Origin of the sequence: Halomonas sp. S3-1-1 (assembly GCF_023757625.1) — a bacterium.
In the GTDB taxonomy this organism is placed as follows: domain Bacteria; phylum Pseudomonadota; class Gammaproteobacteria; order Pseudomonadales; family Halomonadaceae; genus Vreelandella.
In genome coordinates this window covers 308,381-321,468 of record NZ_JALGBZ010000004.1, presented here as the reverse complement: position 1 = coordinate 321,468, position 13,088 = coordinate 308,381, and the positions used below count along the sequence as shown (strand labels likewise).

The window sequence follows — 13,088 nt, the reverse complement described above, 5'->3', positions numbered from 1 at the left end:
GCATGATGGGAGAGAGCTTGCTGCAAGGCTTTGCGTCAGCGCTACCAGTGATGATAGGTGCACTGGTTCCTTGGCTGATACATTCCCGAAGCTACAAATTGACCCAGAGCACAAACAAAATGACTCTCCGTCTGAGGATCTTCGATTTCTGGCAGTTACATCAAGACGCCGAGGAACTGCTTGATGCCCCAGTAAAGCAGTTGAAGCATCTCTTTTACCTGTATTCCGGTAAAAGTGTTGATGGAAGCCTCGTATGGTATGTATTACGGGATCATCCGGATCCGAAAGCTCTCGAGCAGTTAATACTGGCTCATAACGAAGTAGAAAAAGGCGAACAGCCAGGGTCAATACGCCACAGTCGACCTCGCTGGGAAATTGAAGGAACGGAAGTTCTGCTTATTATCGCCTACTTCGTCTTCTCCATATCATGGTGCTTTCTGCTCGGGCCCGGAATAAACTGGTTATATCCTGAACCTGAGAACATGGGGATAGGCGGGGCTGTTGTGCTAGGCCTACTTGCCGCCATTGTCACCGTCTTGTTTTTCTTCTACGCGAAATACTGTTACTGGTACATCAGTAAAGCGAGAGCAGTGAGACTATTGACACAGACCGAGCGTATGCATGCCGGCCAAGCTCTCAAGCTTAGGCTTTCAAGCCCATGGCTGGGAATTAAAGGCATTCTGAGAAGAATCAGAAATTTAGCTCCGAATTAAAATAGCTATTGCTGGATCTGACGGTAAATTCCTTGCTGGGCCTTGGCATGCTCTTTAGCGACTTGGCCTTGCTGCCAAGTGCTGATTCCGCGCTCGGCGGTCTGGCCCGCAATATAGCCTCCAACGCCTAGCGTCATCAGGTTCCAGAGCGCCTCGGGTAGCGGCAGCGTCAGGCCGACGCCGAACATGGCACTTAGGTACGGCGCAACCAAGTAGTTGTTCGCTACGATGGCCACGATGGTGAGCATCAAAATCGGCCGCCAGTTGCGCTGCAGCCAGCTCTCGCCCGCGGCTTCGGCCAAGACCACCTGCATCTGGCTTCGAAGTGCGCTGTTCTCAGCATCGATCAGCTGCGTCTGGATCTGATGCTTAAGGCGCGCAGCCTCGTCTTTATCAGTCACCGCCTTGTCGATGACACCAAACAGGGGGCCGGTGATGGCGGACAGCGCGCGCGCCGCGATGTTGGCACTCATGGGCGAGCCTCCAATGATGATACGCGGCTGTTCAGATTTTCGATGCGAGTCTCGATCTGGTCGAGCTCGCGGCGGGCGTCACTCGTGCGGTAGTACGTGTCATTCCAGGTGCGAAGATCAAGGCGTAGGCCTTCGAGCGCGGCACCCTGTGTGGAAAGGCGCTCTTCAAGTACGGCTGATTGCTGCCCAATCTGCACGAGCTCTCTACCGGCCCAAGCAATCAGAAGCAGCAGTAAGCCCTGGATGATGGATTGCATGCGTCGCTCAAACGTAGACGGCTTCATCTCTGCCTCCCCGGCCATCAGGCCACCCCCGTAGCGATCTCGGTGTAGAGGTTCAGCGCCAAGTGATTGCCGCGATCGCCCTCGACCTCATGGCGCAGGTTCACGATGCGGCGGAACCAGCCGTAAGTGAAGTCTTCCTGCCGCTGATCACGCTCTGCGAGTCCGCGACAAAATGCGATACGGGCGCCGTTGATCGACTCGGCCAACACGAAAAGTCCTTCGCCCCGACGGGATCGATGAAAGGCCTCAAGCCCGGCTAGCGTGGCCGGTCCGACGGCGCCGTCCACCTTCAGGTCAGCGAACAGCTTGCCGCGGTTGTTCAGCACGTTGAGCGTGCGCTGCAGCTCTTGCCCAGCGCGCCCGGGGCCGGAGTGCACACCGTAGTCGAACAGGTATTCGGCCAGTATCGAACTGATCGGCGCAATTCGGTCGAGGCGAATGCTCGTCCAGTAGCGAGCCTCGTAGATCTTTACGGCGAGCGACTTGGGCAAATAGCGCATGTCTCCGTGGTAACCGTTCTCACGCGCCACGGCTTGGGTGATGCCGAAGTTCGTGGGGCCGCCACGATCGGACGAGTGATTGACGTAACCGCCTTCGCGGTCGATGACCGAGGCCACCAACCGTTGCTTTAGGGTGGTAGCCATGGGGCACCTCTTGGATTAAAACGCCGCGGGAGGGCGGCAGCCTCGAACGAGGCAAACAGAAACGAAAAAGCCCGCACGGTGGCGGGCTTGGATCGGAAAGCAAAAGCCCCGCACAATGGCGAGGCTTTGAAATTAGTGCTGATTAAGCGTAGCTGTCACAGCTTGGAAAAATAGTACTCCACATTGCACAGGGTGGCAAGCGTTACGACGCTCTTTGCAGTCTGCGCCGTACGCCCAGCAGCTCTTCGACCTCAACCTGGCCTGCGTCGTCGAGCTCACGAACCACGTCCTGCAGTAGTTGCCAGGCTTTTCCCCATTGCTCCGCCCAGCGTTTAAGGTCGAGCGTCTGACCGTGCATGCCGCGCAGCCACTTTCCGATCTTCCACGGCTCGTCCAGCGTACGCCCCTCGGGCCGGGCCTTGGCGTCCATCCGCTCAGGTACGTCGTGCAGCATCACCCAGCACCGCTCGACGGCGGCAAGCGCGACCCAGTAAAGCATACGCTGCCGATCGCCCGACCACCGACTGAACCCGGGCAGCCGCTGCGCTGCTGTCTGGGAAACGGCGAGCGCCGCCATGGTGTTTGCTTGGGCCAGCGCGCGCGAGCTCAACACGCCGCGACAGTTCAGGGCATCGCCCACGGCCTGGCGGGGGAGGTCCATTGCCTGGATGGCGGCGTGCACGGCAGAGTAGTCGGCATTGGCCCCGGCGCCGACGCCGCCCTTGGCCGAGCAGTCGACCATAACGCCGAGCTCGGCCATCTCGACGCTGATCACGTCCTGGCTGCGTAGTCCATCATCGCGTGCCAGCACCCATGCCAGTCGTGCGTCGTTCGTAATCATGCGGCAACCTCGCGTATCCAAACGGTGCATTGCCCGCCTTTGGTGATCGGCCCGCGCTCTACCGTAAGCTTGTCGATCTGCCCATCATCCAGCCACACCCCCGCATGTGTGATGGCATCGAGACAACCCTTGCTGTAGTTGTCGATGTCGCGGCCACGGCGATCGGGGGCGCATAGCCGTAGCTCGACCTCGAGCCGACCGGCCAAGGGCTTGCCCTGGTGCTGGCCGGCAATTGCCGCGATGGCATCCTGTCGGAATTGGCGCCCCTTGGCGCTGATCAGGTGGCGCCCAGCCAGGCGGCCCTTGGTCGGGGCGCGCCAGTAGCCGTTCACTGAGGGCGGAAAGGGAAGGGTGAGCATGATCATCGCTTTGTTGCCTTTATCAAATTGCGTCTGGCCAGTTGGTCGAGTGTCAGCACGATCGCTTCATTCATCCGCGCGCGCCGCTCGTCCCGTGTCAGGTTCTTGCCGTTGTCGATCTCGCCGTGGCACGTCGGACACAACGCGGCGGTGAGCGCATCGCTCGCCTTTTGCCCGCGGCCCCGGTGCTGGTTGCTATGGGCGGCCTGTATGCCCCAGGCGCCGCACAGCACGCAGTTCTCGATCTCATGCACATTGCTCAGCCACTGGCGGCACCGGTGCGGCCGGGTGGGCAGGTAGCACTCGTTTGGTAACGTCATTGATCTTGCCTCGCTACCGGCCTTATAGGGCTTTTACGCCCGCCGGTGTTGCTGCCTACTTCGTTGAGACCGGCTGTAAGCTCAGCTATCGCTGAACGCTCGCCACGCTTGGCCATGCGCAAATTACCTCTCAACTCAAGGATTTGTTCGGCCATCTGGTTACAGCGTTGAGCTAACCGGCTTTGCTCATTCCAGGCTTCGCGCATTTTCTGATTAAGCTGTTCAGCGTCTCCAACGCGGGCCAGTAGCTTCACAAGGATGAACTGCTCACCCAAGTAATCGGTTTCAAAACGCGATGCGGCCAGCGCTTCTTGGTGCAGGTAGTAACTCTTCGAGCTTGAGAGGGCGCCCGCAAACCCTGCTTGCGGCTTCACGTGCCCTCGCTTGTTAACCCACAACAACCCCCAGCCGGCAGGCAACTCGCTCGGCTGGATCAGGCCTTCGGGGCACATAAAATAGCGCCAGTTGCCAAGGCCACCTTCCAAGCGGTGGGGCTTCTTCTTGTCCGCGAGGAAGTCGCCGCGACTTACCTTCACCTCCACGACGATCGAGCCATCGCTGGCGGAGTGGCCGGTCTGGCGAAACCCGATCGCATCCGGTATCTCACCGGTCCAACCTGACCGCACTTCGCTCACCGCCACATGGCAGCCGTGGCCGTTGTTGCTGTTCGGTCGCTTGAGCCACTTCACGGCTATCTCGCAAAGATCAGCGTGCGACCATCCCACTAAATCGCTCATGCGGCGGCCTCCCTGTATTCGTCATAGATCGCCAATGCAGGCTCCGACCATTGCACACCGTGCTCACTGCCGAAGGCATAGATCAGCTCAATCAGCGCCGCGAATTCCGCCTTGCGCATCCGGCTCGTGCGCCGTCCGAGCATGACGAACCCACCATTGATACCGGGCGTCACGCGCTGTTCGCTATCGAGGCCCGCCGTCAGAATGTCCTTCCAGTCCTCGGCGGCCAGATAGCCCATGGCGCCGTTCATGGGCCATTGCACTTGGCTTGCAACATCGCCCAGCATCGGCCAGAGCTTTTTGTTCTGGCTCAGGCTGCGCTTGTCTTCCTGGTGGCGAAGCGCGACTTCGACCGGGGCGCGCTCTAGGCCTTTGCCGATCGCACTGGTGATGCGAGCCACGGCGAACTGCAAGTCGCGGACGGATTTGACGGGGATGACGAGCTCTTTCATGCCACCCCCCAGAACATATCTACTTGCTCGACCTCAGCGGGCGCGGCCGCCTCCAACAGCTCCAGCCGGAAACTGCCGGGCTTTCGCCACAGCACGGAAGCGGTCTCGCCGCGCTGACCCGCGATAGGCCGATGCCAGCGCACAAACTGCGGCGTGACCTCAGTGATCACCAGCGGCTCGGGCAGAACATGGCTGAACCGGGGAATGATCTGCACGCGATCGCCGACACGTGGATCGGTGTAGATGTCTCTCATGCCGCACCTCGCTGCGCTCGATAGCTGCCCCAGTCCAACTTGAGCGTGGTGCCACCGCCTTCCTGCATCCGATCGATGATCCGCTTACCCAGGTAGTCATCGAGCTGCTCGCGCTCAAGGTTGCTGATCAGGATCGTGGGCAGCATCTGCTTGTAGCGCTCGTTGATGATCTTGAAGAGCATCAGGCGCTCCCACTCGGTGCCGAGCTGGGCGCCGACCTCATCCAGAATCAGCAGATCGAGACCGCTGACAAATGCCCGGATGGCCTCGCGCTCGCTTGCGCCTTTCTCCTTGCTGAACGCGCGCTCCTTGATCAGATCGATAAGCTCGTAGACGTCGATGCCCATTACGACCCGGCCGCCGGCAAGTAGGGCATTGCCGATCGCGTAGGCCAGGTGGCTCTTGCCGGTGCCGACGCTGCCGGTGAAGATCAGGCCACCGCCTTGGGCGAGCCGCTCGTCAAACTTGCTCACGTAGGCGCGGCAGACGTTCAGTACGTAGGCTTGATCCCGGTCTCGTGCGTGAAAGCCGTCCAGCGACTTGTCGACGAAGCGCCGCGGAATCAGCGACTCCTCGCGCAGTTTCTCGAGGCGCCGGCGGCTACCGGCATCATTGGCGTGGTTCACCTCTGCTTGGCTCACTCCCTTGACGTCTTCCATCACGCACTGGGGGCACCCCGCCCACTGGCCGTTCGGCATTTGGGTGTTGGCGAACGCACCGTGGATCCGGCAATGGTCCGGTTTTGTGGTGGCGGTACCGGCAAGCATGCTGGCGAGTTGGCCGCGCACTTGGGGCGTAGTGGTCAATGGCTGCGGCATGGTCACTCCTTCGCCCAATCAGGCATTTCGAGGTCGTTGGTGCCGTACGAACCCACCGGCAGCGGTTGGGCAAAGCCCTTGCGACCGTCATGGCGCGGGGCAGGGCGGGCCACCGGGGGCAACCAGTCGTTTTCGTACTCGGCGTTGGGACCGAAGAACCGCTGTCCCTGCATGACGAATTCGGTGCGCTCATCGCCCTTGGCGCGGATGAACAAGGCGTAGCGCTCGGCACCAGCCTGCAGGGCCTCGGCGGACACGCCTTGCTTGCGGCGAGCGGCCCAGGCCTTGAACGCGGATTTCTTGGGGTTCCCACCGGCACGCCTCGGGTAGGCCGACCAAGCGGCCTCGAAGTCATCGGGATACGTGGTCGCCGAAGACGCTGCGGGCTTGGCCCCGGGCAGCTCGGTCGGTGTCAGATCGAGACCACCTGACGCGGATGGTTCACCCTCCGAACGTAGTGAGGAGGGGTTAGTGTCTTTCCTGTCTTTATTTGTCACCCCAACTTGGGGTGGTTCAGTTACCCCATCTTGGGGTGACTCACTACAAACTGGATCAGCCTTCCGTTTTGGGGTAACTCTTGCTTTCTGATCGGTGAAATCCCATTCGTCGATCTGTTTATTGATCTTCACCGGTGACCGGCTGCTACCCAGGCGTACAAGAACGCGCTTGCGTATGAGAGCATTCAGCGTTTCGCTGCACTTGCCTTCAGGCATGCCGGTCATCTCAGACAGCACGGAGGCAGCGAGCCAAACTGAAGGTTTGTTCCAGCCGTAGGTAGCGCGCTCTACTGCACGGACGATGCGCGCTTCGCGGCTGGTCAGAGGCGCTTTCATGAGTGCGTCGACTATGGCGTTGGCGGTTCGGGTATACCCATCCTCCACCTGAATACTCCTGCCCGGTTTTTGTGCGGGCGGTTGGCCGTTGTCGTAACGACCGGGAAAGTGGATTATCTCTGCTGCTTGCATTAAAATGACTCCTACTGATTGCAGTACCTAAAGGCCCACGTGCTCCCCAGCATCCGTGGGCTTTTTCGTTACTTGACCGCCTTCAGCGCGGCCTTCCCGTTTGCGTGCATCGCCTCGATGCGGCTCATTACCGTATTGCCCATCACCGCCAGCTCACGGCGTAGCGCCTTGATCTCAGCCAAGTCGTCATCGCAGATTTCGCCATCGGCCTTGGCTGCACGAATAACGCGAGTGAACGACGCCGCCATATCGTGGCTGTCTAGGAGCAGCTCGCGGATCTCGCCTTCGATATCATCAGTGGACTCAGCCACCGGGGTAGCCACCATGCCCAGGTCTTCCAAAGCGCGATCGAGGCAGCGCACGTCGTTGAGAATGCGGTTGATCCGAAAAAAGTCGGCCAGGGTCAACGAGACCGGTCCGTCAGGATCGAGCTTCTTGTAGAGCCTTCCCTCGGACATATCGAGATCGTGCGCCAAGCGCTTAATGCCGTATTCGAAAGCCGTCTCTCGCAAGCCTGCTGTGTATTTATCCATGGTCTAAACCTCGGTTTTGCTTGCACTCTCAGCGGGTTAGGTGATCCGCTAGAATGGGTTTTGTGTTTAGGCAGCTTTGGTACCAAACACATCAGGGCGAAGCTGGCTGGCTTTGATCTTTCCCTTTGTGGCCTTGACGACGGCCATGACACGAACCGCAGGAACCAGCTTCCACTGAGAAATTGCCTGGGAACTGATGCCGATTGAACGGGAAAGAGCGGCGGGGCCGCCCACCAAGCGCAGAGCCTCTAGCATTGCTTGTTCCGGAGTCATAATGAAATCCATGCTTAACGTTATCGGTCAAAGTGTAAGTCATACTTACCCTTATGGGCAAGGCATTCTTCCGTTGCCAGGCGTAAGCAATGCTTTCAAACTGAGAGGCGATTACACGCCTATTGGTGAAGGCATGACTGAAGACGAGAAAGTAGGGCAGCGAATAACGCGAGCCAGAAAAGAGGCGGGGCTTACACAGCAACAGCTGGCCGCCGCCCTGGGCGTTTCTCGTCCGGCGGTAGCGCAGTGGGAGAAAGGGCGAACCAGCCCGTCAGCGGAGAACCTGCGAAACGTAGCGACCGCAACAAGCAAGCCATTGATCTACTTCTTTACTGATTCAGGCGCAAAGACAGATGACTTTGACGAAGCGCCCAAGATGCGAGGCCAGGTGCCTTTAATCAGCTGGGTGCAGGCCGGAGCATGGACGGAGCCATTTTGCCCCGTGGGTGATGATCTTGAATACTATCCAGCCCCGCCGACCTGCGGACCAAGAGCGTTTGGGCTGCGCGTTCGTGGCGAATCAATGATTGAAGTGTACCCGCCGGGAACGCTAATTTTTGTCGATCCCGACATTGAGCCCGTCTCCGGCGATGACGTGGTTGTTCAATGCGAGCAGCACGGCGGGGCAGAAGCCACCTTCAAGCGCTATATCATCGAGCCAGGCGTAGGCCCTATGCTCAAGGTGCTAAACAAGGATTGGCGAGAGCAGTACATGGATTTCACCGAAGATTGCCGAATCATCGGTGTAGTCATGGCACAAATGACGCTGCGAAGACAGTAAAGCCCTTTAAAATAAGCACTGCTAACCAAGCCCGCCATTGAGCGGGCTTTTTTGTGCTCTAGGAAACAATGACTTACCTTTTAATTGAAAGCTATGCTTACTTTTGTGTTGACGGTATAGGTAAGCATGGCTTACATTTGAGCCATGGCAGCGGCACACAGCACCACGCCGGCCACCGCTCTTTAACAATCCGATAAGCCTGTCCGTGCGTAGGGGTTAGTAGCCCCGAGACACCGACAGGAGTACGCCGCCCGGGGCTGTCGAAATGCTGGGACGAGATCGCCGCTTCGAAGAGAGGCGGCATTCGAAAGCTAATTCGCAGAGTCAGTTTTCGATTTGATCAGGAAGCTAGCTTAAGGAAATGATTCCAAGTGTTTAGCTGGAGTGCAGTTGGTGGGATTGCACCATCTATCTCGAGGTAGGTGTCATGCAGGGCAACGTTGTGTAGGCCGGAGATAGTGTCTGAATCGTCTTTACTCAACGCCCAGAATCCCGATTCTGCTTCTATGGGAGCAAGAGAAGGCAGCCGCTCGAGAAAACTGAGATATTTTTTTATCTCATGTTTGAGGGTAACCCTCTTTTCTCCGGGTTTAATAACGAACTGAATGATCGTTGCAAGGATCACTATCACGCCCATTGCACCTAATAGCCATGAGCTTGTGCTGAACAGGTCAACAGCCACAGCAGTGCCTGCGAATAGCGTAATGATGGTGAGCAGAGTGTCGAGGTTTCGATAGAGGCGCGCATGCCTTTTAAGCAGAGCTAGGGAGTAGCGGGCCTCCCAGTTCACATCCAGCTTGTCTTTTCCTTCCATTCGAAACCTCTTTCAAACTTACCCTTTGGGCGGCGGAGTTGGGTGTGGCTGCCTGCGTTGGGGTGATTGATGATTGGGGATGATAGGGCGGTCGCCAGCGACGCCTTTAAATGAGTCAGACATTGTTCATTTTCTCGCTGTTGTGGTTATCCAAAAGATACCACAAGTAGCGCCGATTTCCTGCTGTTGTGGTGACTGTAGGAAGCGCGGGTACTGCGATAGTGCCACTTAACGCCTACCGCCTGGGTTGAGAATACAGGCGGCATCTGTAAGCCCTTGAGCATGGTTTACACGCCATATCCGGTGTAGCGGCGCAAGTCGAGGGCTTTCCGATGCCCTGCATCAACTCCCCCTTTTTCGCCCGGCACTCGCCGGGCTTCTTTTTGGCATGGCCGCGCATCGTCGCCATGCCCGCGCCGCTTCTATCCCCTGACTCACTGCACTGGCACTGCGAGAGCAGCGAGGCGGCGCGCCCAATTCAGGAGGCAATCATGCAACGACCCGAAACCATCTTGCCGATCACCAAGCAGCAGAGCCGCACGATCAACGACACCAAGGCCACCGATCGATACCGGCATCGGCTATTGATCGATTCGCTGCTCGCCGACCGTAAACATCAGAAAGAGCTACAGGAGGTATGGGATGAACGCAGCACAGGTTGAGCAGCGCGCCCAGCGTCGTGCCATGGGGTTCGCCGTGGGCGATCGCCCGCGCATCGGCAGCCGGTTCGATCCGGCCGGGCTGCGCGGGAAGAACGCAGCACGAATGGCCGAGTACCAGCGGCGCCGGTCGGGCCAAGACGCGCCACTACAGATCTGGAGGGCTCCATGAGACGCGACCTCATTATCAAGCTTCGCGCCGAGTCTATTTGCGAAGCAGTACACGACGGCGACGCCGAAGGGGTAGGGCGGTTCGGCACCTACCTCAACGAGGTCGGTGACCTGACCAGCGAGGTCCACGAGCTCACGGCCACCACGATGGTCGCCGACATGGTCGAGGCCTATATCAAAACACCGACCGGCAAGGGCGTGCTGTCCGAGTGGGCCAAGGACGTGGCTGAAGACGAGCAATCCAGCGTCGAGGAAGACATCGCCGAGCAAAGGGCCAACGAAGACTGGGCCGCATAAGAAAGCCCGCTCCTGCGGACACAGGTAGCGGGCCAGAGATCAACTGCATAGGAAGATCCTCGGGGAGTATAACCCATGCATTCAACGAGCGAGAAACCGCGGCTGCGCGTACCCGCCGTGGGGCGCTATCGCGTGGTCGATAGCGCCGACCACCTCGAGCTGTGGCGCGGTGTCGAAAAGACGCCCACCACCGCCATTCGCGAGGCGAACGTCGATGGCCAGCAGATCACTACGCTGGACGCGATGCACGTCATCGAGCAGGCCACCCGCATGTTCGGCCCGATGGGGATCGGCTGGGGGTACCGGGTCGAGGAAGAACGGTTCGACCAGGGCGCGCCCGTGCTTGACCCGAAGGGGCAACTGATCGCCCACGAACAGACCCACACCATCCGCTTGGCTCTCTGGTACCGCTGGCACGGCGAGCGAGGCGAGGTAACGCAGTTTGGCCACACCCGCTACGTCTACCGCACCGGCGCCGGCAAGTGGAAGACCGATGGCGAGGCGCCGAAGAAGTCGATTACCGACGCTATCAAGAAGTGCCTGTCCCTACTTGGGTTCAGCGCCGACGTCTACTACGGCCGGTTCGACAACAAGGACTACACCGAGGCGCAGCAAGCGGCCACGCGTATCGCCGTCGCCGAAGACCAGGACGCCGAGATCGAGAAGTGCCGCGCCGACTACACGGACTGGCTCAAGCGCGAGTGCGACACGCTGCGCCATAAGATCCCGCACCCGAAGAGCATCGAGCTCGCCGCCACCGGGATGCTCAACCGCTTGCCCGATAAGGCCAGCATGGCCCGCGTTGACCCAGTAAAAGGCCGCGAGATGATCGCCAAGGCGCGCGACGAAGGCATCGCGCGCCTCTACGCCGAGAAGCAAAACGCCAAACCACAAGAGGAAGCCACCAATGACTAACGCAGCCCCCAACACCGACTACAAAGGCGAGCTGGTAGAGCTCGACGCCGTGGAGAAGGCCCTTGCAGGGCTGCGCGAGCAATACGGCACGGTGCCCGACGTTCGCACCAAGGAAGGCTACACGCTGTGCAAGGCCGGCATTAAAGAGCTCACCACCTACCGGACCAGCACCGACAAGCTGCGCAAGGAGATCACCCAGCCGCACCGCGACTTTATCGAACGCGTGAACGGCTACGGCAAGGATCTGATCGAGAAGCTGCGCGACATCGAACAGCCGCTTAAAGACGCAAAGCAGCACGAAGACGAGCGCGCCGAGCGTGAGAAACAGGAACGCATCGCCAAGCTGCAGCATACGATTGACGTCAACATCTGGAGCTATCTGGATACCGCCGAGGGGCTGGACAGCACCGGGCTCGCCGAGCTCCACGATTCGGCGACGCAGATCAACGTCGAGGGCTATTTCGATCTGACCAAGGAGGCTGAAGATGCTAAGGGCCAAGTACTGGCACAGCTGAGCGAGCGCCACGGCCAAGCGCTGGAGCGCGAACGGCTTGCCGCCGACCAGGCCGAGATCGACGCCGAGCGCCGGCGCCTGCGCGAAGAGGCAGAGCAACGCGAAGCCGATCAGCGCGAACTCGAATCCCTGCGTCGCGAGAAGGCCGAGCGCGAAGCTGCAGAAGCGCCGGCACCGAAACAGCCTCCGGCGCCCAAGCCGGCGCCGCGCCCTGCACCGCAACCCGAACCACTGCCAGCTGCAGCTAAAACGGTCACGATCACCGTCGCCGAGTACCAGCAGCTGCTGGCAGACCAAGCCAAGCTGCACGCTCTGGAAGCCATGGGCGTCGATAACTGGTCGGGCTATGCCGATGCCATGCAAGAACTCAACGCAGCCTAGCCCCGAAAGGGGCTTTTCAACTCGTTCATTTTTAGGGTGGCAGTGATGCATCCAAATCAACAACACCCGTTCACCGGGCGAAGCAATGGGCGCTATTTGACGGTAGTGGTCGCCGTTAAGGAAGAGGCGGCTGACAGCGAAATACGCAAAGCGGTGGCCGCGTTCCCGCTGTTTGAAAGCCCCGCCAATGCGCCTGAGTGCGAGTTCGTTGCTATCAGTATCGGTGATGCGCTCTCTGAACTGGAGAAACTGGAGGCGCCGGAATGATCGACGAAGCCGCTTTTGACCGCATTTTCAAACAGCCCATGCCAGCCCCGGCTAACAAGCCAGAGCGAGGAAAGGTCCAATGATCAACGCCAACTGGTGCCGCGAAAATCCCGAAGAAGCCGCCAGGCAGATCGAAATGCTGGCAGACAAAAACGGGCCCGCCTTCAAAAAGGCGTGGGACAACGGGTATCTGAATGGGCGCGAAGACCTGCTGGCCGAGCAGGCGCGCCAAGGGACTAACGACCAGCCGAAGCGGGGAAAAACGCCGTGACCGACCCAAGAAAGCACAACATCGAAGCGCTAAGCGTATGGCTGGACAAGCCCGCCATTCAGCAGGCGTTCACCTCCTTGGCAGCGCCCATTATCGAAGCGGCGGCCACGGCCAAAGTGTACGGCGATGAAGTAGCAGGAGAGCTGCATGGCGATGATGGTCGCCTTTATCCAAAAGCGGGCGAAGTCGTCATCGGCCAAGTGGGCAGCCTTACGGTCAAGCTAACCATCGAACCTAGCGCTGCTGGCGGCTGGCACGGAGAAAGCCTGACCCACGACGAAATCAACGCCATAGGCATCAGCAACATGACTATCGACGGGCAATTGCTCACCCCCCGCAAGGAGTCCTGATC

General features: G+C 59.3%; 24 protein-coding genes. 10 read left to right on the top strand and 14 right to left on the bottom strand.

Going from position 1 to position 13,088, the window contains the following annotated elements:
* The first annotated feature begins 2 nt into the window (after positions 1-2).
* Complete coding sequence (locus MQW23_RS14075) at positions 3-713, top strand: hypothetical protein (protein ID WP_252108826.1); 711 nt, start codon at positions 3-5, stop codon at positions 711-713.
* 5 nt (positions 714-718) lie between these two features.
* Here MQW23_RS14075 and MQW23_RS14070 read toward each other — a convergent pair whose 3' ends face one another.
* The 13 genes from MQW23_RS14070 to MQW23_RS14010 form a co-directional block, all read right to left on the bottom strand.
* A complete protein-coding gene (locus tag MQW23_RS14070; protein ID WP_252108825.1) occupies positions 719-1,186 on the bottom strand; it encodes a 3TM-type holin in 468 nt (155 codons plus the stop codon).
* Positions 1,183-1,443, bottom strand: coding sequence for a hypothetical protein (locus MQW23_RS14065; protein WP_252108824.1), 261 nt, complete (start codon positions 1,441-1,443; stop codon positions 1,183-1,185). Before MQW23_RS14065 ends, MQW23_RS14070 begins: the two co-directional genes overlap by 4 nt.
* A gap of 44 nt (positions 1,444-1,487) precedes the next feature.
* Entirely contained in the window at positions 1,488-2,114 is a 627-nt protein-coding gene (locus MQW23_RS14060) for a glycoside hydrolase family 108 protein (protein ID WP_252108823.1), read from the bottom strand.
* 202 nt (positions 2,115-2,316) lie between these two features.
* Entirely contained in the window at positions 2,317-2,955 is a 639-nt protein-coding gene (locus tag MQW23_RS14055) for a hypothetical protein (protein WP_252108822.1), read from the bottom strand.
* On the bottom strand, positions 2,952-3,314 hold the full coding sequence (locus MQW23_RS14050; protein WP_252108821.1) for a RusA family crossover junction endodeoxyribonuclease: 363 nt from the start codon (positions 3,312-3,314) through the stop codon (positions 2,952-2,954). The genes MQW23_RS14055 and MQW23_RS14050 overlap by 4 nt, the downstream gene beginning before the upstream one ends.
* Before the next feature lie 2 nt (positions 3,315-3,316).
* Positions 3,317-3,634, bottom strand: a complete 318-nt coding sequence (locus MQW23_RS14045; protein ID WP_252108820.1) for a hypothetical protein — start codon at positions 3,632-3,634, stop codon at positions 3,317-3,319.
* Positions 3,631-4,371 (bottom strand): adenylosuccinate synthase, encoded by a 741-nt coding sequence (locus MQW23_RS14040; RefSeq protein ID WP_252108819.1) that lies wholly within the window; start codon positions 4,369-4,371, stop codon positions 3,631-3,633. Before MQW23_RS14040 ends, MQW23_RS14045 begins: the two co-directional genes overlap by 4 nt.
* A complete protein-coding gene (locus MQW23_RS14035) occupies positions 4,368-4,823 on the bottom strand; it encodes a recombination protein NinB (protein WP_252108818.1) in 456 nt (151 codons plus the stop codon). The genes MQW23_RS14040 and MQW23_RS14035 overlap by 4 nt, the downstream gene beginning before the upstream one ends.
* Entirely contained in the window at positions 4,820-5,077 is a 258-nt protein-coding gene (locus tag MQW23_RS14030) for a hypothetical protein (RefSeq protein WP_252108817.1), read from the bottom strand. Before MQW23_RS14030 ends, MQW23_RS14035 begins: the two co-directional genes overlap by 4 nt.
* Positions 5,074-5,895, bottom strand: coding sequence for an ATP-binding protein (locus MQW23_RS14025; protein ID WP_252108816.1), 822 nt, complete (start codon positions 5,893-5,895; stop codon positions 5,074-5,076). The genes MQW23_RS14030 and MQW23_RS14025 overlap by 4 nt, the downstream gene beginning before the upstream one ends.
* 2 nt (positions 5,896-5,897) lie before the next feature.
* The gene (locus tag MQW23_RS14020) at positions 5,898-6,860 is read right to left on the bottom strand and encodes a replication protein (RefSeq protein WP_252108815.1); all 963 of its coding nucleotides are present in this window, start codon (positions 6,858-6,860) and stop codon (positions 5,898-5,900) included.
* Between the two features lie 68 nt (positions 6,861-6,928).
* Positions 6,929-7,393: a phage regulatory CII family protein gene (locus tag MQW23_RS14015; protein ID WP_252108814.1), complete on the bottom strand. Its 465-nt coding sequence runs from the start codon at positions 7,391-7,393 to the stop codon at positions 6,929-6,931.
* Between the two features lie 66 nt (positions 7,394-7,459).
* A complete protein-coding gene (locus MQW23_RS14010) occupies positions 7,460-7,666 on the bottom strand; it encodes a transcriptional regulator (RefSeq protein ID WP_252108813.1) in 207 nt (68 codons plus the stop codon).
* 1 nt (position 7,667) lies between these two features.
* Between MQW23_RS14010 and MQW23_RS14005 the strand changes: the two genes are divergently transcribed.
* Positions 7,668-8,447 carry a LexA family protein gene (locus MQW23_RS14005; RefSeq protein WP_252108812.1) on the top strand — a complete coding sequence of 260 codons (780 nt, stop codon included), beginning with the start codon at positions 7,668-7,670 and terminating at the stop codon, positions 8,445-8,447.
* 340 nt (positions 8,448-8,787) lie between these two features.
* Here MQW23_RS14005 and MQW23_RS14000 read toward each other — a convergent pair whose 3' ends face one another.
* Positions 8,788-9,261 carry a hypothetical protein gene (locus MQW23_RS14000; protein ID WP_252108811.1) on the bottom strand — a complete coding sequence of 158 codons (474 nt, stop codon included), beginning with the start codon at positions 9,259-9,261 and terminating at the stop codon, positions 8,788-8,790.
* A gap of 491 nt (positions 9,262-9,752) precedes the next feature.
* Here MQW23_RS14000 and MQW23_RS13995 point away from each other — a divergent pair, with 491 nt between their 5' ends.
* The 8 genes from MQW23_RS13995 (at position 9,753) to MQW23_RS13960 (ending at position 13,086) form a co-directional block, all read left to right on the top strand.
* A complete protein-coding gene (locus tag MQW23_RS13995) occupies positions 9,753-9,923 on the top strand; it encodes a hypothetical protein (RefSeq protein WP_252108810.1) in 171 nt (56 codons plus the stop codon).
* Complete coding sequence (locus MQW23_RS13990) at positions 9,904-10,092, top strand: hypothetical protein (RefSeq protein WP_252108809.1); 189 nt, start codon at positions 9,904-9,906, stop codon at positions 10,090-10,092. The genes MQW23_RS13995 and MQW23_RS13990 overlap by 20 nt, the downstream gene beginning before the upstream one ends.
* Complete coding sequence (locus MQW23_RS13985; protein ID WP_252108808.1) at positions 10,089-10,388, top strand: hypothetical protein; 300 nt, start codon at positions 10,089-10,091, stop codon at positions 10,386-10,388. Before MQW23_RS13990 ends, MQW23_RS13985 begins: the two co-directional genes overlap by 4 nt.
* Positions 10,389-10,463: 75 nt before the next feature.
* Complete coding sequence (locus MQW23_RS13980; protein ID WP_252108807.1) at positions 10,464-11,303, top strand: hypothetical protein; 840 nt, start codon at positions 10,464-10,466, stop codon at positions 11,301-11,303.
* Positions 11,296-12,198, top strand: a complete 903-nt coding sequence (locus MQW23_RS13975; RefSeq protein ID WP_252108806.1) for a hypothetical protein — start codon at positions 11,296-11,298, stop codon at positions 12,196-12,198. The genes MQW23_RS13980 and MQW23_RS13975 overlap by 8 nt, the downstream gene beginning before the upstream one ends.
* A gap of 45 nt (positions 12,199-12,243) precedes the next feature.
* Positions 12,244-12,465 carry a hypothetical protein gene (locus MQW23_RS13970; protein WP_252108805.1) on the top strand — a complete coding sequence of 74 codons (222 nt, stop codon included), beginning with the start codon at positions 12,244-12,246 and terminating at the stop codon, positions 12,463-12,465.
* 79 nt (positions 12,466-12,544) lie between these two features.
* On the top strand, positions 12,545-12,736 hold the full coding sequence (locus tag MQW23_RS13965; RefSeq protein ID WP_252108804.1) for a hypothetical protein: 192 nt from the start codon (positions 12,545-12,547) through the stop codon (positions 12,734-12,736).
* A complete protein-coding gene (locus MQW23_RS13960) occupies positions 12,733-13,086 on the top strand; it encodes a hypothetical protein (RefSeq protein ID WP_252108803.1) in 354 nt (117 codons plus the stop codon). The genes MQW23_RS13965 and MQW23_RS13960 overlap by 4 nt, the downstream gene beginning before the upstream one ends.
* The last annotated feature ends 2 nt before the right edge of the window (positions 13,087-13,088 follow it).

Bases quoted from the DNA above. Each gene is read 5' to 3' on its own strand.
- MQW23_RS14075 (WP_252108826.1), top strand. From the start codon at position 3: ATGATGGGAGAGAGCTTGCTGCAAGGCTTTGCGTCAGCGCTACCAGTG.
- MQW23_RS14070 (WP_252108825.1), bottom strand. From the start codon at position 1,186: ATGAGTGCCAACATCGCGGCGCGCGCGCTGTCCGCCATCACCGGCCCC.
- MQW23_RS14065 (WP_252108824.1), bottom strand. From the start codon at position 1,443: ATGCAATCCATCATCCAGGGCTTACTGCTGCTTCTGATTGCTTGGGCC.
- MQW23_RS14060 (WP_252108823.1), bottom strand. From the start codon at position 2,114: ATGGCTACCACCCTAAAGCAACGGTTGGTGGCCTCGGTCATCGACCGC.
- MQW23_RS14055 (WP_252108822.1), bottom strand. From the start codon at position 2,955: ATGATTACGAACGACGCACGACTGGCATGGGTGCTGGCACGCGATGAT.
- MQW23_RS14050 (WP_252108821.1), bottom strand. From the start codon at position 3,314: ATGCTCACCCTTCCCTTTCCGCCCTCAGTGAACGGCTACTGGCGCGCC.
- MQW23_RS14045 (WP_252108820.1), bottom strand. From the start codon at position 3,634: ATGACGTTACCAAACGAGTGCTACCTGCCCACCCGGCCGCACCGGTGC.
- MQW23_RS14040 (WP_252108819.1), bottom strand. From the start codon at position 4,371: ATGAGCGATTTAGTGGGATGGTCGCACGCTGATCTTTGCGAGATAGCC.
- MQW23_RS14035 (WP_252108818.1), bottom strand. From the start codon at position 4,823: ATGAAAGAGCTCGTCATCCCCGTCAAATCCGTCCGCGACTTGCAGTTC.
- MQW23_RS14030 (WP_252108817.1), bottom strand. From the start codon at position 5,077: ATGAGAGACATCTACACCGATCCACGTGTCGGCGATCGCGTGCAGATC.
- MQW23_RS14025 (WP_252108816.1), bottom strand. From the start codon at position 5,895: ATGCCGCAGCCATTGACCACTACGCCCCAAGTGCGCGGCCAACTCGCC.
- MQW23_RS14020 (WP_252108815.1), bottom strand. From the start codon at position 6,860: ATGCAAGCAGCAGAGATAATCCACTTTCCCGGTCGTTACGACAACGGC.
- MQW23_RS14015 (WP_252108814.1), bottom strand. From the start codon at position 7,393: ATGGATAAATACACAGCAGGCTTGCGAGAGACGGCTTTCGAATACGGC.
- MQW23_RS14010 (WP_252108813.1), bottom strand. From the start codon at position 7,666: ATGACTCCGGAACAAGCAATGCTAGAGGCTCTGCGCTTGGTGGGCGGC.
- MQW23_RS14005 (WP_252108812.1), top strand. From the start codon at position 7,668: ATGAAATCCATGCTTAACGTTATCGGTCAAAGTGTAAGTCATACTTAC.
- MQW23_RS14000 (WP_252108811.1), bottom strand. From the start codon at position 9,261: ATGGAAGGAAAAGACAAGCTGGATGTGAACTGGGAGGCCCGCTACTCC.
- MQW23_RS13995 (WP_252108810.1), top strand. From the start codon at position 9,753: ATGCAACGACCCGAAACCATCTTGCCGATCACCAAGCAGCAGAGCCGC.
- MQW23_RS13990 (WP_252108809.1), top strand. From the start codon at position 9,904: ATGAACGCAGCACAGGTTGAGCAGCGCGCCCAGCGTCGTGCCATGGGG.
- MQW23_RS13985 (WP_252108808.1), top strand. From the start codon at position 10,089: ATGAGACGCGACCTCATTATCAAGCTTCGCGCCGAGTCTATTTGCGAA.
- MQW23_RS13980 (WP_252108807.1), top strand. From the start codon at position 10,464: ATGCATTCAACGAGCGAGAAACCGCGGCTGCGCGTACCCGCCGTGGGG.
- MQW23_RS13975 (WP_252108806.1), top strand. From the start codon at position 11,296: ATGACTAACGCAGCCCCCAACACCGACTACAAAGGCGAGCTGGTAGAG.
- MQW23_RS13970 (WP_252108805.1), top strand. From the start codon at position 12,244: ATGCATCCAAATCAACAACACCCGTTCACCGGGCGAAGCAATGGGCGC.
- MQW23_RS13965 (WP_252108804.1), top strand. From the start codon at position 12,545: ATGATCAACGCCAACTGGTGCCGCGAAAATCCCGAAGAAGCCGCCAGG.